The 20,831-nt window shown below is 72.7% G+C and carries 15 protein-coding genes; 5 read left to right on the top strand and 10 right to left on the bottom strand.

Annotated elements, in window-relative coordinates:
* Nucleotides 1-92: 92 nt before the first annotated feature.
* The 7 genes from AB0D53_RS25195 to AB0D53_RS25225 form a co-directional block, all read right to left on the bottom strand.
* On the bottom strand, nt 93-311 hold the full coding sequence (locus tag AB0D53_RS25195; RefSeq protein ID WP_362450594.1) for a hypothetical protein: 219 nt from the start codon (nt 309-311) through the stop codon (nt 93-95).
* A 133-nt stretch (nt 312-444) separates the two neighbouring features.
* Nucleotides 445-1,110, bottom strand: a complete 666-nt coding sequence (locus tag AB0D53_RS25200) for a sigma-70 family RNA polymerase sigma factor (RefSeq protein ID WP_362450307.1) — start codon at nt 1,108-1,110, stop codon at nt 445-447.
* Nucleotides 1,111-1,295: 185 nt separating this feature from the next.
* Nucleotides 1,296-1,907: a 3'-5' exonuclease gene (locus tag AB0D53_RS25205; protein ID WP_362450310.1), complete on the bottom strand. Its 612-nt coding sequence runs from the start codon at nt 1,905-1,907 to the stop codon at nt 1,296-1,298.
* Between the two features lie 199 nt (nt 1,908-2,106).
* Complete coding sequence (locus AB0D53_RS25210) at nt 2,107-4,092, bottom strand: NAD-binding protein (protein ID WP_362450313.1); 1,986 nt, start codon at nt 4,090-4,092, stop codon at nt 2,107-2,109.
* 29 nt (nt 4,093-4,121) lie between these two features.
* Nucleotides 4,122-9,080 carry a DNA repair ATPase gene (locus tag AB0D53_RS25215; protein ID WP_362450315.1) on the bottom strand — a complete coding sequence of 1,653 codons (4,959 nt, stop codon included), beginning with the start codon at nt 9,078-9,080 and terminating at the stop codon, nt 4,122-4,124.
* 54 nt (nt 9,081-9,134) lie between these two features.
* Complete coding sequence (locus tag AB0D53_RS25220) at nt 9,135-11,285, bottom strand: flotillin family protein (RefSeq protein ID WP_362450317.1); 2,151 nt, start codon at nt 11,283-11,285, stop codon at nt 9,135-9,137.
* A 132-nt stretch (nt 11,286-11,417) separates the two neighbouring features.
* Nucleotides 11,418-12,095, bottom strand: a complete 678-nt coding sequence (locus AB0D53_RS25225; protein ID WP_362450319.1) for a hypothetical protein — start codon at nt 12,093-12,095, stop codon at nt 11,418-11,420.
* Between the two features lie 265 nt (nt 12,096-12,360).
* Between AB0D53_RS25225 and AB0D53_RS25230 the strand changes: the two genes are divergently transcribed.
* A complete protein-coding gene (locus AB0D53_RS25230; protein ID WP_362450321.1) occupies nt 12,361-13,431 on the top strand; it encodes a helix-turn-helix domain-containing protein in 1,071 nt (356 codons plus the stop codon).
* A gap of 426 nt (nt 13,432-13,857) precedes the next feature.
* Here the strand turns inward: AB0D53_RS25230 and AB0D53_RS25235 are convergent, their stop codons facing one another.
* Nucleotides 13,858-14,313 carry a TerB family tellurite resistance protein gene (locus AB0D53_RS25235; protein ID WP_189543223.1) on the bottom strand — a complete coding sequence of 152 codons (456 nt, stop codon included), beginning with the start codon at nt 14,311-14,313 and terminating at the stop codon, nt 13,858-13,860.
* A 190-nt stretch (nt 14,314-14,503) separates the two neighbouring features.
* On the opposite strand from AB0D53_RS25235, the gene AB0D53_RS25240 reads away from it, so the two are divergent.
* Nucleotides 14,504-14,959 carry a BlaI/MecI/CopY family transcriptional regulator gene (locus AB0D53_RS25240; protein WP_362450596.1) on the top strand — a complete coding sequence of 152 codons (456 nt, stop codon included), beginning with the start codon at nt 14,504-14,506 and terminating at the stop codon, nt 14,957-14,959.
* Between the two features lie 7 nt (nt 14,960-14,966).
* Nucleotides 14,967-15,914, top strand: coding sequence for a M56 family metallopeptidase (locus AB0D53_RS25245; RefSeq protein WP_362450323.1), 948 nt, complete (start codon nt 14,967-14,969; stop codon nt 15,912-15,914).
* Between the two features lie 106 nt (nt 15,915-16,020).
* On the opposite strand, the gene AB0D53_RS25250 is transcribed toward AB0D53_RS25245, so the two are convergent.
* Nucleotides 16,021-17,280, bottom strand: a complete 1,260-nt coding sequence (locus AB0D53_RS25250) for a cation:proton antiporter (RefSeq protein ID WP_362450325.1) — start codon at nt 17,278-17,280, stop codon at nt 16,021-16,023.
* Between the two features lie 2 nt (nt 17,281-17,282).
* The gene (locus AB0D53_RS25255; protein WP_329820196.1) at nt 17,283-17,753 is read right to left on the bottom strand and encodes a TrkA C-terminal domain-containing protein; all 471 of its coding nucleotides are present in this window, start codon (nt 17,751-17,753) and stop codon (nt 17,283-17,285) included.
* Between the two features lie 334 nt (nt 17,754-18,087).
* On the opposite strand from AB0D53_RS25255, the gene AB0D53_RS25260 reads away from it, so the two are divergent.
* Together AB0D53_RS25260 and AB0D53_RS25265 are read left to right on the top strand one after the other, a co-directional pair.
* Nucleotides 18,088-19,515 carry an ATP-binding protein gene (locus tag AB0D53_RS25260; RefSeq protein WP_362450328.1) on the top strand — a complete coding sequence of 476 codons (1,428 nt, stop codon included), beginning with the start codon at nt 18,088-18,090 and terminating at the stop codon, nt 19,513-19,515.
* Nucleotides 19,516-19,771: 256 nt separating this feature from the next.
* Nucleotides 19,772-20,818, top strand: coding sequence for a hypothetical protein (locus AB0D53_RS25265; protein WP_362450331.1), 1,047 nt, complete (start codon nt 19,772-19,774; stop codon nt 20,816-20,818).
* Nucleotides 20,819-20,831 lie beyond the last annotated feature (13 nt).

Below are 20,831 nucleotides of genomic sequence, written 5' to 3' on the forward strand. Positions count from 1 at the left end.
GCCCCGGGGGCTGCCGCCGCCCCGTGTCGCGGTGACGCGTCGCCCCCGTCGCCCCCTGCGATCCACGAACCGGGTTCGTCCCGGCGCCCGGACTACGGCTTGGCGCGGGTCAGTTCGCACCTCCCGTCCGCGCAGGACCGGCGCAGCCGGCCGGCCGAGACGGTCTCCGCGAGGCCGGCCGCCCAGCACATCGGGCAGCCGCGCAGCGCGACCAGGCCGACCGGGGCGAGCAGCAGGCTCGCCGGGCCGACGACCGGCAGCAGGGCCAGGGATCCGGCGAGCGCGCCGAACCCGACGGCTCCGCGGGCCAGATGGCGCGGAACGGTGGCGCTCGCGAAGCCGCCGCGGGCCGGCGCTTCGGGTGCACCGGCGGTGCCCGGCGCGGTGGGTGCCGTGGGCACGGTGAGCGTGGTGGGCGTGGTGGGGCGTGTTGCCGTGGTCGGGTCAGGCGCCATCGTCGGTTCCCTTCGTTCCGGTGGCTCCGGTGGCTCCGGTGGCTCCGGTGACTTCGGTGGCTTCGCGTGTTCCGGGCGTTCCGGCCGGTTGCTCGCGGAGTGCTTCCCGTACTGCCGAACGCGCGCGATGCAGGCGCGACTTCATCGCGGCGGTGCTGAGTCCGAGCCGGTCCGCGACGGTGCGGCCGGGCAGGCCGCCGATGTCCCGCATGATCAGCACCTGCCGCTGGTCGTCGGGCAGCGCGGCGACGGCGGACGCGACGCGTTCGGCCTCCAGGCGCAGCAGGACGTCCTCCTCGGCGGACCGCGCGGTGCCGCCGGACGCGTCGAACCGGCCCGCCGCGTCGAACCGGCCGGGCTCGTCGGCCGGTTCGCGGTGGCGCAGGGTGCGGGCGCGGCGCAGGCACTCGTTGCGGACGATCCGGAACATCCATGAGGCCAGCGCCCCGGAGGCGCGCAGCATGCCGATCTTGCGGTAGAGGATGATCAGCGCTTCCTGGGCGGCGTCCTCGGCGTCCTGAGGTGTGGCGCACAGCGTGTGCGCGAACCGCTGGACGTGCGGGTAGGAGCCGTACACCAGCGCGGTGAGCGCCTCGACGTCCCCGCTCTGCGCCGCGGCGACCAGGGTCGCGCCGGGCCAGGTGCGGTCAGCCACGCCGACGCCTCCGGCGGCGCAGCAGTGTGGCGGTGCACGCGCACAGCAGCAGCGCGGCGGCCGCGGCGGCGATGACGACGGTGGTCACGAGGGCCTCCCGGGGGGTGCAGGGCGGACGCGGTCGTCCGCACACCCATGAGAGGCGCGGCGGCCCCGGAAGGATTCACCCCCGCGCCCCGGCCGGGTCAGGGGGTGTCCGGCCAGGCGCCCCGGGCCGCCACTTCCAGGATCAGTGCCGCGATGTTCCAGGCGTCGTCCGCGCCGCTGTGGTGGCGGCCTTCCAGGGGGAGGCCCGCCACCTCCAGGGCCTGGGCCATGCCGGGGCGTTTGCGCAGGCCGTAGGCGGCGGTGAAGGGGAGCTTGGCGTTGGTGTGGCGGTGGCCGAACGGATAGCGGGTTCCGGTGGCCCGGCACTGGCGGGTGAACTGGTTGCGGTCGTAGTCGCCCCAGCTGGCCCAGGGACGGGTGCCCGACTCGTGCTCGGACGCCAACAGGCGGCAGGCCTCGGCGAAGGACACGCCCGTGTCCACCTCGGCCTGGGTGAGGCCGGTCAGCCCGGTGCAGAAGGCGCTGACCGCGGACCGGGCGGGCCGGACCAGGATCCGGTGACGGGCGAGCCTTCCCCGGGCTCTCGATCCCGTTCGAGCAGGGGAGATCCCCTCGGCCGCGCGCAGGTCGACGACGGTCAGCCCGATCTCGATGATCTCGCTCACCGCGCCCGGGGGCGGCTGCCCGTCCCAGCACGTCGCCTCGATGTCGATCACGTTGAGGAGGAGGTCGGGGGAGTGGGTGTCCATGGGGGGAAGGGTAGGCGCGGAGGGGAACGCCGGGCAGGTGGATTTCGGCGTCCACCGGGCGGCGCTACGGCCTTGGGGTCACCGGTCGCCACCACGTCCTTGGGATCACGGGGCGGCGCTACGGCCTCGGGACCCCCGGTCGCCGCCACGGCCTCGGTATCGCCGGCCGCCGCCACGGCCTAGGGACCACCGGCCGCCGCTACTGCCTAGGGATCACCGGGCGGCGTCGGCGCAGGAGTTCGGCCAGGCCCCGGCGGGTCGCGGCGATCACCACGCGGTCCTCGGGGCGCAGTACGTACCCGGGGTGCAGGTCCCAGACCAGGCCGGACGGGCGGTCAGGGGAGAGCGGGGCCAGGTCCGGGCGGCGGTCCTCGGGCGGGGTGGCGTCCAGGGCGAGGACCCGCCAGGCGCCGGCCCGGAAGGCCTGCTCCACCGTGCGGCCCTCCAGTTGGGGATGGCCCGCCACCTCGACCGCCGCGAAGAGCATCACCTTCCGTTCGACCGGGATCGCGCCCAGGATCTGCCGGCCCATCATGGCGACCGCGAAGGCGGGTGCGGCCAGATGGGAGACGGAGCGGGAGCGGGTCACGGCATGGGGGTGGGCGGTGCGCAGGGTGCGGTAGACGGCGGTGGCGAACTCGTCGTCGTACAGGCGCAGCGCCACCCGCAGGTCCGGCTTGACCGAGCGGGCGTAGAGGGCCGCCTCCAGGTTGGTGGTGTCGATGCTGGTCAGGGCGAGGAGGGCGCGGGAGCGCTGGATCTTCGCCGCCTCCAGGACGCCCTCCTGCGTGACGTCGCCGATGACCACCGGTACGTGCAGCCGCCGGGCGACGGGGATGCCGCGCGCGTCCGGGTCGTCCTCCACGCACACCACCGGTATCCCGAGCTCACGCAGCCGGACGAGGACCCGCGTACCGATCTTGCCGAGGCCGAGCAGCACCACATGGCCGGACAGGCCGCGGGGCGGGCGGCGCAGCGAGGACGCGGTACGGAGCGAGCCGAAGGCCTCCAGGACGCCCGCGACGAGGAGGGGGAGGAGCATCAGACCGGCGACGCCGGAGAGGAGCTGGATGATCTGGCGGGCCGTCGGGTCGCCGATCGCCGGGTCGCCCATCGCGAACAGGTCGAGCAGGGTGAGGTAGGTGGCGTGCACGGGGTTGTCGCCGGTGGTGAGCGTGGAGGCGATGGCGAGGGCCAGGACGGCCAGGCCGACGCCCAGCGCGGACCAGCGCAGCCGCCGCGAGAAGACCTGGCCGAGCGGTGCGCCCCGGCCGCTCATCCGGGATGCCGGGCCGGGCGGGCCGGCCTGGCTGACGGCTTCCAGGACGATCGTGCCGCGCCCCGTCGCCGCCGCCACCTGCCGTTCGTCGGGCAGCAGCCGGGGGCCTTCGTCGCCGCTGCTGTCGGAGCCCTCGGTGCCCGCCGGGTCATGGGTGGTGGAGGAGAGCAGCGCGAGGGTGCACAGGCCGGGGTCGGCGATCTGGCCGCCCCCGGGCGGGGTGCGTTCGGCGGCGCGCAGCAGCAGGCCCTCCGCCTGGATGACCTTGCTGGAGCCGGTGAGGACGGTCGCCGCGAGGGCGGGGGCCGCGGTGTCGGCGTCGGAGAGCACGGTGGTGGAGGCGTCCAGCGCGGCCCGGTCCAGGCCGGGGGTGGCGAGGGCGGCGGCCTGGTCGAGCAGGGTCTCCAGGTGCTGGCCGAGCTTGCGGTTGTAGAGCCGGATGACCAGCCGGAGGCGGGGGTTGATGCGGCGGGCGGTCAGCGCGGCGCGGATGTTGCGCTCGTCGTCGTCGTAGACCAGCGCCAGCGCGGCGGCCGACTCGATGCCCGCCTCCTCGAAGGCCTCGTCGGAGGGTTCCGGGGCCTCCATGATGCGGACCGCCTCGACCCCGGCGTTGGTGTCGTCGCCGAGCGAGTCGGCCCCGCCCCCGCCGTTGCCGCCGTTGCGGTTCATCGCCGAGGACATGCGCCCGAACAGCGCCGCCGCCAGTCCCCTTCCGGTCAGCGGCAGTTCGGGGCGGCGGGCGTCACGTCCGGGCGGCAGTACGAGAGTTACCCGCTCCCCGTACACGTAGCGCAGTTCGACGGCGAGCCGCCGGGCCAGTGCGTCGTCGCCGCAGACGACCATGTGTCCGCTGAACGGCGAACGTTGGGGCTGCTGGGGAAGTGGGGGCACATGACCCAGCATGCCTTGTCCTCTCCTTCGCGCGTGTGCGGTCAGTGATCTTCCGCCGGTCCGGCGGGCGGGGGTGCCGCGTGCCGGGCCTGCGGGTTGGCGAGCACCTGGCGCGGGTCGGCGACCCGGACGATCGCCGACTCCACCGCCGCGATCCGGTCCGCGAGCAGCCCCAGAGCGGCGACGGCCCGGGTCATGGGATCGCCGTCCGGGCCGCCCAGCGCCTGTGTGCGGACGTAGGCGGCGGTGATCGCGGACCAGCGCGCGGACTGTTCGGGGGTGAGCCGGCCGCGCAGCGCGGCGAGCTTCAGCAGGTTCGACTCCGCGCCGGACGTCAGTGTCTGGGCCTCGCCCGCGTAGTGGTCCTCGACGACGGCGGACAGTTCCGCGTCGTTCATCACCGGCACGATCCGCTCGGCGATCTTGTTCATGTTGCGGTACGAGCCCTGGAGCCGGAACGGCGGCTCGGTGCGCGTCGCGTCCGTCTGCGCCGCCGAGGCGATGTACGCGGCGTTCACGGCGAGCACCGTGTCCCGGGCGGTCAGCAGATGGCGCAGGACCGCGACGATCCGGTCCACCTCGGCGGGTGTGTACGGGTGCTCCAGCCGGTCCGCGCCGGGCGTCGGGGAAGTGCTGGAAGCCATGCGTACGAACCGGACGAGGTCCTCGCGGGAGCGGCCCGCGAGCGGGGCCAGCACCGGGTTGGCGGTCAGCGCGTTCTCGACGAAGCTCAGCGCGAAGACGTCCTCGCGACCGCTCAGCACCTCGCCGAGGTTCCAGACGTCGGCCCGGTTGGCGAGCATGTCGGGGATCCGGAACCGCTCGCCCGACTCCGTGTACGGATTGCCCGCCATGCACACCGCGAACCGCTTGCCCCGCAGGTCGTGGCTGAGCGGCTCGCCGTCCCGCACGCCCTCGATGCGGCGGGTGGCGTCGCAGAGCGGGATGAACTTCTGGAGCAGCTCCGGCGATGTGTGCTGGATGTCGTCGAGGTACAGGAGCGTGTTGTTGCCGGACTCCAGGGCGAAGTTGATCTTCTCGATCTCCTGGCGGGCGGTCGCGGTGCGGGCCTGGGCCGGGTCGAGCGAGGTCACGTCGTGGCCGAGGTTGGGCCCGCTGATCTTGACCAGGACCAGGCCGAGCCGGTCGGCGACGTACTCCATCAGCGTCGTCTTGCCGTATCCGGGCGGCGACACGAGCAGCAGCAGGCCCTGCGAGTCGGTGCGCCGGTCGGCGTCGGCGGTGCCGAGCTGCTTGGCGAGGCTGTCGCCGATCAGCGGCAGGTACACCTCGTCCAGCAGCCGGTTGCGGACGAACGCCGACATGACGCGCGGCCGGTGGTCGTCCAGCCGCAGCCGGGCCCGCTCGGCGTTCACCAGCGCGGTGCGCCGCCGCTGGTAGGCGCGGAAGCCGGGGACGGCCGCGGTGCGGAACTCCGCGGTACGGGCGAGGAGTTCGTCGAGGCGGACGGTCAGCGCGCCCCGGTCGATGCGCGGATGGGTGCCGAGCAGGCCGTCCACCCGCGCGGTCAGCGGGGCCTCACAGTCGTAGCGGTCGAGCACCGGCTCCGGGCACAGCTCCACGGCGACCGCCTCCGCGAGGTCCCCCGCGTCGGTCCCGGTGCCGCTCGCGGCGGCGTACGGGGCGAGCCAGCCCTCGACGAGCTGGCGGCGGGCCGGCAGGTCGTCGCCGAGCGCGGCGAGATCCTCGTCGTACGCCGGAGTCCCCGTCGTGCGCCGGAACTTGTCCAGGAAGGTGCGGACGGCGGTGCTGGTGACGAAGCCGGCCGGGCCGCTCGTCAGCTCCTCGAAGAGGTACGCGGCGACGGCGGACGGCGCCTCGCCTTCGATGACGGCCGCCCACTCCTCCTGGAGGGCCTCGACGGCCGGGGCGAGGCCGAAGGTCTCCCGGGCACGGGCCAGCGAGCGCGCCCGCCGGGTCCATGAGGTGCGCCGGGCCTCGTCCGTGCCGTACGCCCAGAAGAGCTGGGCCGCCGCCCGTACCGCGGGCGGGCAGCGCAGCAGCCCGGCCCCGGAGTGCAGCCGCAGCAGGGCGGTGAGGATCGCGGTGGCGTCCTCGTCGTGGACGCCGCGCTGATAGCCCTCGTCGTACGCGGCGGCGGCCGACTCCCTTACCAGGGCGGCCAGTTCGGCCGGGTCCAGGGCGGCGAGGGCGTCCGCGCCCCGCTCGTCGAGGAGCCGCGCGGCCAGGTGCTCGCCCCGGTAGACCCGCGGGGACTCCGAGGGGAGGGTCTGCTCCCAGTACGGGCGGGTCGCCTCGAACTCCGGGTCGGTGACCGGGGCGCGGTAGTCCGTGCCGGTGAGGGCGAACGCCAGCCGGTCCCCGTGCGGGACGAGCGTCAGGTCGAAGGGCTGGGTGTTCACCGCGAACCGGTGCCGGCCCAGCCGGATCACGGCGCCGCCGTCCGCGTACAGCTCGCTGCGGTCGCGCAGCGCCCGCCCGGCCTCCTGGCGGGCGGCCAGCAGCTGCCCGTCGAGCTCCTCGGCGCGCACCGGATCGCCGAGCGAGCGCAGCTCCTCGGCGGTGCGGCGGATCTTGGCGACCATCGGGTCGGAGGAGAAGTAGGTGTGGACGGCGTCCAGGTCGGGCAGGGCGGACAGCCGCCGGGAGACCGTCTCCAGGACCCGGGCCGCCGAATCCGCCAGCCGCTCGGCGCGCCGGGCACGGGCGTCCTGCAGGGTCTGCTTGCGGGCCGAGAACGCCTCGTACACCTCCGTACGGCGCTCGGCCAGCTCGGCGAGGAAGTCGTCGAACTCCGCGAACCGCGACTCCAGGTTCTCCAGCTGGAGGAGCAGCCTGGCCAGTTGCTCGTCACAGGCGTCCGGGGTGTCCGAGGCGGCGATCGCCCCCGTGACGGCCTGCCCCAGCAGGGCGAACTCGGCGGCGAACTCGGCGCGGCCCTCGTGGTCGAGGAGTTCGCGGCGGCGGGCCTCCAGCGTGGCGCGGGCCCGGTTGACCCCGCCGAGGACCTCGGCGATCCGCTCCAGGATCGACGTACGGACCGTGGTGTCCCCGATGTCGAGACCGGCGACCACGTCCGTGACGGTGCTCAGGCCCTCCGTCATCGCGCTCAGCCGCTCGCCGAGCGCCGCCGCGTCCGCGACGGTGGCGAGCGCGGACGCCTCGGCGGTGAGCCGGGCGATGTCCTCGTGGTAGCCGGTGAAGGCGTCGTCCCGGCCGAGGAAGGCGACGGCGCGCTGCGCCGCCGCTTCGAGGTCGGCCGCGGTCGCGGCGGAGAGTTCGGCGATCCGCCCGGTGTCCGCGTACCGCATCTCGGCGAGTGTCGCCAAGTGGCCGTGCGACTGGCGCAGTTCGGTGAGCTGGGCCACCCAGGCGGCGGCCGAGCGCGGGGCCTCGCCGCGGATGCGGCGGACGAGTGCGGTGATCCGCTCGGCCGCTCCGTCGAGCGCTTCGGCGGCCTGCCGGGTCAGCTCCCGTACCGTCTCGAACTCGCTCAGCACCTGCTGGGCGGTGGCCTTCAGCTCCGCCAACGGGTCGGCCAGCGAGCCGAGTTCGGTGTCGGTGAGCCAGTGGTAGCGGTCGGTGGCGCGGGTGCAGTCCGTGACCAGCTGCGCGTACACGGCGGCGGTCGGGGTGGTCTCGGCGGCGCTGTGCGCCAGCGCCAGGCAGTCGGAGATCCCGCGCACCAGATCGGCGTTGCCGACCCGGGCCAGCGGTCCCGTCCCGGTGGGGCGGGAGGCCGCGTAGGTGTCGGAGACGTACGGGGTCCGCCAGCGCTGCAAGGGGTGGACGCGGGCCGGTTCGTCGCCGGTGGCGGTGGTGCGCAGCAGGACGAGGGTGCCGTCGTCGAGCAGGGCGTGGCCGCGGCCCTGGAGCGGGGTGGCGACCTCCTGCCGGATCAGGTTGTAGGGCAGCAGCAGCTCGCGGCCGTCGTCGGGGGAGCGGAAGACGTACAGGACGTCCTCGCCGTTCGGGGAGCGGACGGCGCCCTCGAAGAGCGGGTCGGTGAGCGGCTCCGCGATGTCGAAGGTCTTCGCGGTACCGGTGGTGAGGTAGTAGCCGCCGGGGAAGATGATCCCCTGGTCCTCCGGGAGCCGGTGGCAGGCCGGGCCGATGCCGTCCAGGCGCAGCACGCTGCCGAGCAGCGTGTTGAAGACCAGGTGCCGCCAGGACTCCTCGTTGTACGGGCGGATACGGAGCAGGACCAGCGGCCCGATCGTGGCGTGCTCGACCTCCGCGTCGGCGAGCGACTGGAGGGGTTCGGCGACCGGCTCCTGGTAGATCCCGTCGGGGGTGTCGGTGTCGTTGACCGTCTTGACGGTGAGGGTGCCGCCGAGCGTGTCGACGAAGAGCAGGGCGGAATCCGGGCCCTCCCCGCCCACCGCGATGTGCGGGTGGCGGCCGAGCACGTGCGACTCGCGCCCGGCGGCGGTCCAGGAGAAGTCGTGCGAGGGCGGGAAGACATGGTCGCGGTCGCCGCGCGCGTCGAGGAACGCGCCCGGCGAACCGTCCGCGGCCAGCGCCCAGCGCAGCACCCGGATGCCGTCCGCGCTCTCGCCGGTACGGAAGACGGCGAGCAGCTTTCCGTCCACCCGGCGCAGCCGCAGCAGCCGGGCGTCGCGGTAGTAGCGGTGCAGGCCCGTGAACTCGCGCACGAAGCTCTCGTCGGCCAGCGGCCCGTCGTCCGCGGGCGAGTCCAACTCCGGCCCGTACAGCGCGAGTACGTCGGACACCTCGGCCGGGTCCGCCGCCCCGGGGCCCCGCTCGAAGCCGAACAGCAGCCGCCCGCCGACCGCCAGCAGATCGCGGGGCACGGCCGCGTACCCGGTGCGGATCTGCTCGGTGCCGGTGAGCCGGAGCCCGGTCGAGCCGAACTCCTCGGTGCGCCGCGCGTTGAGCTCCTCGGCGCGGCGTGCCAGCTCGGCGGCGCGGTCGCCGAGCCGGCGGCGCAGCACGTCGTACGTACCCGCGTCCACGGGGCCGCCGGTGGGCGCTGCGGTCGTGGTGTCGGTGTCCATACGTACGGCTCTCCCTGCGAGGTGTTACGGGGCGGGCGGGGTGGGCGGTGCGGCCTATGCGACCGGCGCGGACCCGTTCCGCGAGACGGGTACGGCGGAGGCGTCCGCCGTACCCGGTGCCGCGGAGGCGTCCGCTCCGGTCAGTACGGAGACCGGCTGGTCCGCGAGCCCCAGCTCCTTCGCGGCGGCCAGCAGCTGCTGGATCTGCCCCGAGGAGCCGGCGGCTCCGGGCGCCTGCATCATCCGCATCAGCAGCGCGGACACCGTCAGGTTCTGCACATCGCCGGTGGACACCGAGCCGAGGACCCGGGTCAGGTCGTCGGTGAACGACGAGGTGCCGTTGAGCCACGGACCCGCGAGGACCTTCGCCGTCTGCGAGTTCTCCACGAAGCCGTCGAAGCTCTTGCCCATCGAGACGGCCGAGACCAGCCGGTCGAAGAAGACCGACTCCCCGCCGACGATGTCGATGTCGGCGTTCTCCAGGCCCGTGGCGAGCACCGTCGCCTGCGCCTCGGCCACCTGGCGCTGCACGTCGAGACCGGCCAGCCGGATCTCCTTCTCCGCGGCGAGCCGCAGCCGGTACTCCTCGTGCCCGCGCGAGGCGTCGTCCAGCGCCGCCATCGCGGCCGCCTTCTCGGTCAGGCCCGCCGCCTCGGCCTTCAGCTTCTCGCCGATCATCGCCGCTTCGGCCGTCGCCTGGGCCTGCGTGCCCTCGGCCGCGGCCAGCGCCTTGAGCCTGGCGCCCTCCGCCTCGGCCCTGAGCCGGGCGGACGCGGCCTCGGCCTCGGCGAGACCGGCCTTCTCGATGACATCGGCCTCTGCTTCACGCACCTGGATCTGGGCGAGGCCGGGCGCCGCGGTCTCCGCCTGGATGCCCTCGGCCAGCCGCAGCTTCGCCTGGGCGTCCAGGTCCGCGGTCTTCAGCCGGGCCTCGGCGAGCGTCAGCTGCTCGGCGGCCAGGTGGGTGGCGGCGGACTCGGCGGCCTCGGCGGCCTTGATGTCCTTGACCAGCTTCTCCTGGGCCTCCGCCTCGGCGGCGATGATGACCGACCTGCGGGTGCGCTCCGACTCCTCGACGGCCCGCAGCGTCTTGATGGACTCCTCCTGCTCGGCGACCGTACGGTCCACCGCGATCCGCTCCCGGATCACATCGGCGACCTCGCGGCGCTCGGCCTCGACCTCCTTCGTCGCGGCGATCCGGTCGAGCTCGGTCTGCCGCTCGCGCCCGATGACCTCGATCAGCCGGTCCTTCTCGATGCGCTCGTTCTCCACGGCGATGACGCGCTCGCGGTTCTTCTGCGCGACGGCGATCTCCCGGGCCTGGTTCTCGCGCTGGATGCCGAGCTGCTCCTCGGTACGGATGAACGCGGCCTGGGCGCCGAGCCGTTCCTCCTCCTGGACCTTGGCGGTGGCGGCCTCCTCGCGGGCCCGCAGCGTCTCGACCTCGCGGCGCTGCTTGATCTCGGCCTCGGCCTGCCGGCGCTCCAGCTCCAGGATGGTCTCGCGGGCGTCGACGTCCTGCCGGGTGATCTCCTTCTGCTCGGTGCGCTGGAACTCGTTGGTGCGCACGTGCTCGATCGCCGTCAGTTCGGTGATCTTGCGGATGCCCTGCGCGTCGAGGATGTTGGCGCCGTCGAGCTGCGTCATCGGCGTCTGTTCGAGGAAGTCGATCGCGGCGTCGTCGAGGTGGTAGCCGTTCAGGTCCGTGCCGATGACCCGGATGATCCGGTCCCGGAACTCCTCGCGCTTGGTGTACAGATCGACGAAGTCCAGCTGCTTGCCGACGGTCTTGAGCGCCTCGGCGAACTTCGCGCCGAAGAACTCCTGGATCGCCACCTTGTCGCTGGCCCGCTCCGTACCGATGGACTGGGCGACCTTGATGACGTCCTCGACGGTCTTGTTGACCCGCACGAAGAAGTTGATGTGGATGTCGGCGCGGATGTTGTCCTGGCAGATCAGGCCCTCGCGCCCGGTGCGGCGGATCTCGATGGTCTTCACCGAGATGTCCATGGTCTCGGCCTTGTGCAGCACCGGCAGGACGACGGCCCCGGTGAAGGTGACATCGACCTTCTTGGTCTTGGAGATGATCAGCGCCTTGCCCTGCGCGACCTTGCGGAAGAGCCGGCTGATGACGAGGAGCAGGGCGACGGCGATGAGCAGGACAACGGCTACGAGCACACCGAAGCCCAGGGTGATGGCATCCATGACAGTCCTTGACGGCTGGTGAGGAAGGTGGTGAAGGGAATGTGGGGCGCGCGCGGCGGATCGGGAGCGGTGGGCCGGGTGTGGTCGGCCGGTGGGCCGGAGCGGTCCGGTCGGTCCGAGTGGTCCGGTCGGTCAGCCGGTGCGGCGCGGGGCGCGGCGCGTGGGTGTGCGCGGCGCCGTGCGTGGTCGGGGTGTGGGCGGACCCGGGTCCAGCGCCCTGTCGTAGGGCGAGACCCAGAAGAACTCGCCCTCGTCGTCGTACGCGTAGAGGAGTCCCGCACTGCCCGCGGCGAAGGCCGTGCCGTCCGCCGGGGCGAGCAGCCTGACCTGGACGATCGCGGTGGAGCCGTCGTCCGCCGTGACCTCGGCCTGGCCGAAGTCGGAGCTGACGGAACCGGTACGGATCGTGCAGACCCGCCCCAGGAAGTCCTGCCGCGATGGCGGGGGCTCGTCCGGGAACCTCCGGCGGAAGAAGCGCACCAGCAACCGCAGTACGACCCAGCCGAGCAGCAGCGCTCCGGCGAGCACGGCGCAGGCGAGCGCGGCCCGGGTGAGACCGGTGACATCGCTGCGGTGCAGCAGGACCGTGCCGGTGAGGCTCGCGAACCAGCCGACGACGACCATCACGGACACCGAGACGGTGACCGGCACCCCGCCGATCCCGGCGAGGTCGGTGTCGATGTCGCCGTCGAAGGAGTGGTGGTCGGCCGCGCCGGCCAGCACGAGGAGCCAGAAGAAGACGACGACGGCCAGCGCGGCGCCGAACAGAACGGCGGGAAAGGAGGTCGCCGCGCTCAGGAACTCCTGCATCCGTCCACCCCCTTGTCGTGCCGGGGCGGCCGGTGGTGGCCCAGGTGCTGCGGCGCCGCCTGAAACAGCGCCGCAGCATCCGGGTCGTCCCCCGTGTCCCCCCGTGTTTCCCCCGGTTGGTGCTGACCGGATCGTGTCATTCGTGGGCATCGCACCGCACTGCCGGACTCCGGCAATCTTTGCCCTTCCTTGATGCCGGGCACCGGCACCGGCCGGTATGCGTTGGGTGAGTGTCAAAGTCGTGTCAGGACTGGAGGAAAAACGAGTGCCGGAGCCGGAGATAACCGATGAGCTTCTGGGCGACTATGCCCGCATCCTGGAGGATGTGGCCGCCACCGGCCGTCGGCTCACCCGGGACGAGCTGGAGGACCGCCGCAGGCTGGGCCGCGAGGCCGCCGAGTCCGGCTTCCAGCTGCGTGCCCTGGTCGTCCGTCATCTCGCGGCGACCCGCACCGGCTGGCCGGTCGGCTCCTACGCCGACGGCGCGGGCACGGACTCGGTGCTGGCGGCGGTCGAGCAGGCCGTCGACGCCTTCGCGGAGGGCTTCGAGCGGGCCCAGCGGATGACGGTGCGCCGCGAGGAGGCGGCGCGGCGCGAGTTCATCGACGACCTGCTGTACGGGCGCAGCGATCTCGGGCGGCTCGCCGAGCGGGCCACCCGCTTCGGGCTGCGGCTCTCCCGCGCCCATGCGGTGGCGGTGGCGACGGGCCCGGAGGCGTACACGGAGACCGACTCGGTGCCGCGCACGGTCGAGTCGGCACTGCTCGCCCGCTTCGGCGGCCGGAAGATCCTGCTGACGACGAAGGACGGGCGGCTGGTCTGCATCGCCCCCGGCAGCCAGCCGGACGTGCTGCGGTACTTCGCCAAGCAGTCGCACGCGGCGACGGACGGCGGCCGGGTCGCGGTGGGCCGCCCGCACCACGGGCCCGGCGGCGTGGTCCACTCCTACGACGAGGCGCTGGACGCGCTGGACCTGGCGGAGCGGATGGATCTGGACGATCCGGTGCTGTACGCCGCGGACCTGCTGGTCTATCCGGTGCTGACCCGCGACCGGCAGGCGATGGCCGATCTGGTGCGCAGTCAGCTGGCTCCGCTCCAGCGGGCCCGTGGTGGTCCCGAGCCTCTGCTGAAGACGCTCAATGTCTACTTCGAGGCGGGCTGTGTGGCCGCCGAGACGGCCCGACGGCTGTCGCTGAGCGTGCGGGCGCTGACGTACCGGCTGGAGCGGATCCATCAGCTGACCGGCTCCGACCCGTCGGATCCGATGCACCGCTACACCCTGCAGACCGCGGTCATCGGCGCCCGGCTGCTGGACTGGCCGGCCAAGGAGGTGTGACGGGGGAGGCGTGACGGGCCGGACACCACAGGACCCCGCGTCCGCCGGCGGGGGCCGTGGAAGCGGGGTCCGTGAAGGAGTGGCCGGGGATGCACAGGGGGGAGTCGCGCATCCCCGGCCCGCCGGGCGCCGACCGGTGGTCAGTCGGTCCGCGCATCGTCCGGCGGTTCGGGGCCGGACCGGGCAACCGGTCCGGGGGCAGGGCGGGGGCCCTGGGGCCTTTCGGTCCTGCTGGTCGAGCTTGTCCTGCCGGCCGGACTCGTCCTGCGGGTTGAGTCCGTTCTGCGGGTCGAACTCGCCCTGCGGGTCGGACTCGCCCTGCGGGTCGGACTCGTCCTGCGGATTGAGTTCGACCTCCGGGCCGAGGCCGCCCTACAGGCCGAGCCCGCCCTGGAAGCCGAACTCGGCCCGGAGGCCGAACTCGGCCTAGAGGTCGAACTCGTGCGGCGGGAGGTCGAGGGCGAAGCACGCCTCGCGCACGACGGCCTGCTCCGACTTGTCGAAGTCGCCGTCGGCGCCGCCGATGACGATGCCGATCTGAATGACGGCACGCGCCTCGGCCGGCTTCTTCTTCGCCTTGCCGATCTCCTGGAGCACGCTGACCTTGCCGAAGGCGAAGTCGGCCGTGAGCTTGTTCACGTAGTCGTTGAAGCGGCGCTGCAGATCGTCCGCCGGGAAGTTCTGCAGGACCTCGTTGGTCGCGATCAGCGAGGCGACGCGCTGGCGCTCGGACGGATCGATGGAACCGTCGGCCGCGGCGACGAGGGCGCACATGGCCATGCTCGCGTCGCGGAACGCCCCGCTCTTCAGGTCGTTCTTCTTCGCTTCCAGCTGCGACTGCATCGACGAGGCGGATTCCTTGATCCGATCCCACAGTGCCATGACGTCTCCATACGTTGCGTTGCGGTGCGTTGCCGGATGGAAGTCCAACTCTACAGACGTGTAGAAGTTAGCAGCAGGGGCGCCCGCTGTGTCCCGGAAACGGCGGTCAGTAGGATGCTGCGACGCCGCGGCCGACGCGGCATCACAGAAGGGCGGACCCCCGATGGACTCGGCCAGGCCCGGCCACCACATGGACAACGAACCACGGTGCGACGGAGTGCCCGCCGCCGCGGATCCCGGAAGCGGGCGACTGCGCAGGCGGGGCCAGGGCGAACTGGAGGCCCAGGTGCTCGCCGTGCTGCGGACGGCGAACGGCCCCGCGACGGCCGGCTGGGTCCAGGAACACCTCGAAGGCGACCTCGCGTACACCACCGTCATCACGATCCTCTCCCGTCTCTATGCGAAGAAGGCCGTGACCCGCTCCCGCGAGGGCCGCTCCTACACCTGGACGTCCGCCTCCGACGAGGCCGGTCTCGCGGCCCTGCGGATGCGCCGCGTGCTGGACGGCGAACGGGACCGGGACGCCGTGCTCGCCCGCTTCGTCTCGGCCCTCTCACCCGGCGACGAGGAGCGGCTGCGCACCCTGCTGGCGCGGGCGGACGCCGCGGGCGGTCCGGGCGATCCCCGTGACCGGGAAGGCCTGTAGCCCGCCGATGGGTGTCTTCGTCTACCTGCCGCTCGTGCTGCCGCTGACCGCCCTGCCGATCGCGCGCCTGGCCGAACAGCATCTGCACCCCCGCAGCGCGACCCGGCTGCTCGCCGTCGTCGGCGCGCTGCTCGCCCTGTGCAGCACGCTCTGCCTGGGCCTGCTGATGGTGGTGGGCACCGCCCAGCTGCCGGGCAACCCGCTGCCGGACAGCTGGTCGGACCCGGAGGTGCGGGCCGCGGTGCCGTACGAGGTGAAGGCGGGCATCGCCGCGATCGGGGCGCTGGCCGCGGTCCTCGGGGCGTGCGGGCGAACGGTGTACCGCCATGTGCGGCTGCGCATCGGCGCGGGCCGGGCGCTGGCCGCCGCGCCCTCCGTCGTCTCGGGTGACGTCGCGGTGCTCCCCGACCCCGAGCCGTACGCCTACGCGCTGCCCGGAAGTCCGGGCCGGGTCGTCGTCTCGACCGCGATGACGGAGTGTCTGGACGCGTCGGAACGGCGGGCGCTGATCGCCCATGAGCGGGCCCATCTGGCCGCCCGGCACCACCGCTATCTGCTCGCCGTCCAACTCGCGGCGCGCGCCAACCCGTTCCTGCTGCCGCTGCGTACCGCGGTGTCGTTCAGCACCGAGCGGTGGGCGGACGAGGAGGCCGCGGGCGCGGTCGGTGACCGGCGGGTGGTGGCGATCGCGGTCGGCAAGGCGGCGCTGTACTCGCACCGCGCCCCGGACGTCTCGGCCGGTTTCGCCGCCTTCGCGGCCCCGGCGGGCCCCGTGCCGCGCCGGGTCGCCGCGCTGCTCGCCCCGGTCCCGCCGGTCCGGCTGTGGCCGCCGTCCTCCGCCCATGTGGCCCTCGCGGCGCTGATCGCGGCGGTGGGCACGGCGGCCTCGGCGCTGTCGTCGCTCAACGCGGCCGTGGCGTTGGTGGGGATCCTGCACGCGGCGACCCCGCTGTGAGCGCGGTACGGGCCCTGCGGACGGTCGTCCGCAGGGCCCGTACGCCCGGTCTTGGTCCGTCTCCAGTCCGTCTCCAGTCCGTCTCCGGTCCGCCTTCGGTCCGGCCTCAGTCGGCGGAGGCGGCGAACTCCTCCTGGACGGCGGGCGCCGCGGGCGCCGGACGCGCGGCGGGAACCTCGCCGCTGCCCTTGCCGCCGTCGCTGCCGTCCCGGCCGCGCCATGCCTGGATCTTGGCCACGACGGGCTGGGTCCAGCGGGCGGTGAGCGGTCCGACGATGACGAGGATCAGGACGTAGGCGGTGGCGATGGGCCCGATCCGGGGCTCGGTCGCCACGGCCAGACCGGCGATGACGATGGAGAACTCACCGCGTGCGACGAGCGTTCCGCCGGCCCGCCAGCGCCCGCGCGAACCGATTCCGGCGCGCCGGGCCGCGTACCAGCCGGTGGCGATCTTGGTGAACACGGTGACGATCGCCAGCAGCGCGGCGGGTAGCAGCACCGGCGGGATCTCGGCCGGGTTGGTGGAGAGCCCGAAGAACACGAAGAAGACGGCGGCGAACAGGTCGCGCAGAGGCGTCAGCAGCTTGCGCGCGCCCTCGGCGACCTCGCCCGAGAGCGCGATCCCGACCAGGAACGCGCCGACGGCGGCGGACACCTGCAACTCCTGGGCCACACCGGCCACCAGGACGGTCAGCCCGAGGACGACCAGCAGCAGCATCTCCGGATTGTCGGAGGACACCGCGCGGCTGATCAGCCGCCCGTGCCGCAGCGCCAGATAGAGCACGAACCCGACGGTGCCGAGCGCGATGAGCAGGGCGATGCTGCCGCCGGCGAGGCCCACTCCCGCGAGCATCGCGGTGAGCAGCGGCAGGTAGACGGCCATCGACAGGTCCTCGATGACGAGCACGCCGAGGATGACGGGTGTCTCCCGGTTGCCGAGCCGTCCGAGGTCGGTGAGCACCTTCGCGATGACCCCGGACGACGAGATCCAGGTGACCCCGGCCAGTGCGACCGCCCCCACGGGCCCCCAGCCGAGCAGCAGCGCCGCCACCGCTCCCGGGGTCGCGTTGAGTACGAAGTCCACGGCCCCGGACGGGTACTGCGTCTTGAGGCTGGTCACCAGCTCCGAGGCGCTGTACTCCAGGCCGAGCAGGAGCAGCAGCAGGATGACGCCGATCTCGGCGCCGACGGCGGTGAATTCCTCACTGGCCCCGAGCGGCAGCAGCCCGCCCTCGCCGAACGCGAGCCCGGCCAGCAGATACAGCGGGATCGGCGAGAGCCCTATCCGTCCGGCGAAGCGGCCGATGATGCCCAGCCCCAGAATGACGGAGCCGAGCTCCACCAGCAGCGCGGTCGTGTCGTGCACGGTCAGCCCTCCGCAATGATCTCGGAGAGCGTGTCGACGCCCTCCCGCGTTCCGACGGCGACCAGGGTGTCGCCGATGGCCAGCCGGAAGTCCGGCCCGGGGGACGGGTGCGCACTGTGCGTCCGCAGTACCGCCACGATCGAGGCCCCCGTCCGGGTCCGCGCCTTCGTGTCCCCGAGCAGCCGCCCGCCGTACGGGGAACGGCTCCCCAGCGGAATGTGCTCGGTGACCAGGTCGATGCCCTCGGTGCGCACGGCGTCGATGGGCGCCGAGTCGATGAGGTGCGCGAGGCCGGTGGCCTCCTGCGGTGTCAGGGGTACCGAGAGCCGGCACGAATCAGGGTCGTCCTGGTCGTAGAAGCCGATGAAGCGGCGTCCGTCGTGGTGGACGACAACGGAGATGTGCTGGCCCGACTCGGTCGTGTAGTCGTACTGCACACCGACTCCGGGCAGCGTGGTGCGGTGGGTTCCCATGGCTTCCTCCCGAGAGGTGCGGCGGCTCTTGACGCACTTGGTGATCTCTTTATTCGCCCATTACCTTATCCGGAGGCCCCCGCCGCCTGCGGGGCGCGGGGCTGCCGGGTGCGGAGTGCGCGTCCGATGCTCGTCACTCGCGCCATAGCGAAGGCCCCGGTCGGCGACCGGGGCCTTGCTCGTTGTCCGGACCGGGGCCAGGGCCAGGGGCCCCGCCCTGTGGCTGTGAGCTGCCGCCTTCGGCTAGGTCACGGTCCGTATGCGTGCAATACTTCTATTGATGAAAGTATCCTGAATGGAAGTATCAAGGGCTGAATCGCGGAGGTCGACCATCGTGAACGGGTTCATCGGGCGCCGTAGCGAACTTGCCCAACTCGGCGAGCTGTTGGGTCTGGTGAAGGGCGGCGGGCGCAGTGGAAGGCCCGGGCGGGCCGTGCTGATCCGGGGGCGCCGCCGAGTGGGCAAGTCGCGCCTGGTGGAGGAGTTCTTGGAGCAGTCCGGGCTGCCGCATGTGTTCTTCACCGCTGTCGGCGGCTCCCGCGAGGAGGATCTGGCAGGCTTCGCCACCGAGGTGGCGGCCTCCCGGCTTCCCGACGCTGCGCGGTTCCGTGATTTCACCGCCCCGCTGACCTGGGATGCCGCGCTGACCATGCTCGCCTCCGCGCTGCCCACCGACTCTCCCAGCGTGGTGGTCCTCGACGAGATGCCTTACCTCGTACGCGAGGACCCGAGCTTCGAGGGTGCGCTGCAGAAGGCGTTCGACCGGACGTTGTCGAAGCTGCCCGTTCTGCTCGTCCTCATCGGCTCCGACATCGCCATGATGGAACAGCTCAACACCTACGGGCGGCCCTTCTACCAGCGGGGCACCGAGATGGTCGTGCCGCCGTTGAATCCGGCGGAGGTCGCTTCGATGCTCGATCTGTCGCCCGCCGACGCCTTCGACGCCTACCTGATCTCCGGTGGGCTCCCGCTCGTCCTGGAGGAATGGCCGCAGGGCGCCGGTCCGTGGGAGTACCTCGAACTGGCCCTGCGCAGACCGACATCCGCCCTGCTGGTCAGCGGCGAACGAACTCTGGCCGCCGAATTTCCCACCGAGGCGCAGGCTCGCACCGTCCTGGGCGCCATCGGCCACGGCGAGCGCACCTTCACCCTGATCGGCAGAGCGGCCGGCGGCCTCAACCCCAGCTCGGTGTCCCGCTCGCTGGAGCTCCTCACCTCCCGCCGCATGGTCGCCGCCGAACTACCTCTTTCCTCCAAGCCCAGCCGTGAGACCCGCTATCGCATCGACGACCCGTACCTGCGCTTCTGGCTCTCCTTCATCGGCCCCGGCATCCCGGCGGTCGAGCGTGGCCGTGGTGACCGCGTCCTCGACACCATCCGTGCCGGCTGGACGTCCTGGCGGGGCAGGGCCATCGAGCCCGTCATCCGCGAGGCCTTGTGGCGGCTGGGCTCCGACGAAGGGCAACTGCCCCTGGGCACCCATGCGATCGGCGGCTACTGGACCCGCACCAACGACCCGGAAATCGACATCGTCGGCGCCGACCGCTCTCCCATCGCCAAGAGAATCACTCTCGTGGGTTCGGTCAAGTGGCTGGAGAAGAAGCCCTTCGACAACCGCGACCTCGCCCGCCTCATCACCCACCGCTCCCAGCTTCCCGGCGCCGACGACAGCACCCCCTTGCTCGCCGTGACCCGCAGCGGGTGCACCGCCGACGGCGTCCATGTCCTCACCCCCGAGGACCTCCATGACGCCTGGGCCTGAACCCATGGCCGGTCGTGCCACGGGATGCGGATCGCGGCGGTCGTAGCAGCGGTCAAGTCGCCCCGGGAAGCGTCGTTTTCGGCCGGGCCGGGCGGTTCGGGGCGGGGTTTCCGGTTGTGGCGCAGAGGGGTGATTCCATGCGGTACCGTGATCGCGTCATCACGCTCCGTGTGCTCCTGCGCGCGGAGCGGCCCCCGGGGGTGTTACAGCACCGCTCCGAGGGCCTTCACCGCGAGTGGAAAGAGAGTCCACTGAGATGCTTTGGCATGCTATCGCGCCCTCTCGGCGCTACACGAAGGCTTCGCACGATGTCGTGCGCCATCCGCGTCTGAACAGTGACGCGAAGATTCTTCTCCTGTACGTACAGGGGCTTCCCGAGCAGCAGGCCGGCAAGGCGCTCAGTGAGCACGGGAAGAAGCTCGGGATCACCGGCAGGGCCTACCAGAAGGCCAAGACGCAGCTGATCGCGCACGGGTTCGTGCACGAGTGGAAGCGGCAGGGGGACCGGGGGTTCTGGGTGACCGACCAGCTCTTCGCCAATGTCCCTCTCACGGACGACGAAGCCGGGGCGGTCCGGGAATCCTGGGTGGGCGCCGTCGCGGACCGTCCGGGTGCGCGGAATCCGGCCGTCGGTGAGCCGGGGTGCCCGGTGGCCGGTGGCTATGAACCGGTGGAGGAAGAACTCGGGGAGAACTGTTCCCACCCACCCTCCGAAGAGCCCGGGGCCGCCGAAGCCGCCCAGGGCGAGCGGGTGTTGCTGTCGCTGCGGCACGCGCATCCGCAACTTCACCTCGGGGTCCGGGAGGCGCGGGGGCTGGCCGAGGTCGCCGGTGAGTGGATTCGGCGCGGTGTGAGCACGGCCGAGCTGCGGCGGGCGCTGATCAGTGAGCTGCCCAGGGACGGCGTGCGGTCCGCCGTCGGGTTCCTGCGCCACCGGCTCGTCCAGAAGCTTCCGGCGCCGGTGGCCGCCCCGGCCCAGGCCCCACCCGTCGCGCCGCCGCCCGCAAGGGAGTTCGTCGTCTGCGAGGGGGAGGGCGAGGAGCATGTGTTCCGTCCCGTCGGCGACGAGACCCTGTGCGGGCCGTGTGCCCGTGAGGCGAACCGGGTCTACTGGGCGGCCCGGCGGGCCGAGATGGAGAACGAACCCGATCCACTGCCGTGGCGGGAGCGGATCGCGGCGATCATCGAGAGCGAGCAGGAGCAGGAGCCGGAGCGGGAGCGAGGGGCGGAGGCGGGTCCGTCCGGGGTTCTCGTCGCCACGCGCGCTTGTGGAAGCGTCCGGGATGCGGGAGCGGGGTCGTAAGCTCACGGTCACC

The sequence above is a fragment of the Streptomyces sp. NPDC048295 genome (genome assembly GCF_040652135.1).
In the GTDB taxonomy this organism is placed as follows: domain Bacteria; phylum Actinomycetota; class Actinomycetes; order Streptomycetales; family Streptomycetaceae; genus Streptomyces.

Excerpts from the sequence above, each read along its gene's own strand:
- AB0D53_RS25245 (WP_362450323.1), top strand. The coding sequence starts at position 14,967 with ATGGGTGTCTTCGTCTACCTGCCGCTCGTGCTGCCGCTGACCGCCCTG.
- AB0D53_RS25220 (WP_362450317.1), bottom strand. The coding sequence starts at position 11,285 with ATGGATGCCATCACCCTGGGCTTCGGTGTGCTCGTAGCCGTTGTCCTG.
- AB0D53_RS25235 (WP_189543223.1), bottom strand. The coding sequence starts at position 14,313 with ATGGCACTGTGGGATCGGATCAAGGAATCCGCCTCGTCGATGCAGTCG.
- AB0D53_RS25210 (WP_362450313.1), bottom strand. The coding sequence starts at position 4,092 with ATGCTGGGTCATGTGCCCCCACTTCCCCAGCAGCCCCAACGTTCGCCG.
- AB0D53_RS25265 (WP_362450331.1), top strand. The coding sequence starts at position 19,772 with ATGCTTTGGCATGCTATCGCGCCCTCTCGGCGCTACACGAAGGCTTCG.
- AB0D53_RS25225 (WP_362450319.1), bottom strand. The coding sequence starts at position 12,095 with ATGCAGGAGTTCCTGAGCGCGGCGACCTCCTTTCCCGCCGTTCTGTTC.
- AB0D53_RS25205 (WP_362450310.1), bottom strand. The coding sequence starts at position 1,907 with ATGGACACCCACTCCCCCGACCTCCTCCTCAACGTGATCGACATCGAG.
- AB0D53_RS25240 (WP_362450596.1), top strand. The coding sequence starts at position 14,504 with ATGGACAACGAACCACGGTGCGACGGAGTGCCCGCCGCCGCGGATCCC.
- AB0D53_RS25255 (WP_329820196.1), bottom strand. The coding sequence starts at position 17,753 with ATGGGAACCCACCGCACCACGCTGCCCGGAGTCGGTGTGCAGTACGAC.
- AB0D53_RS25215 (WP_362450315.1), bottom strand. The coding sequence starts at position 9,080 with ATGGACACCGACACCACGACCGCAGCGCCCACCGGCGGCCCCGTGGAC.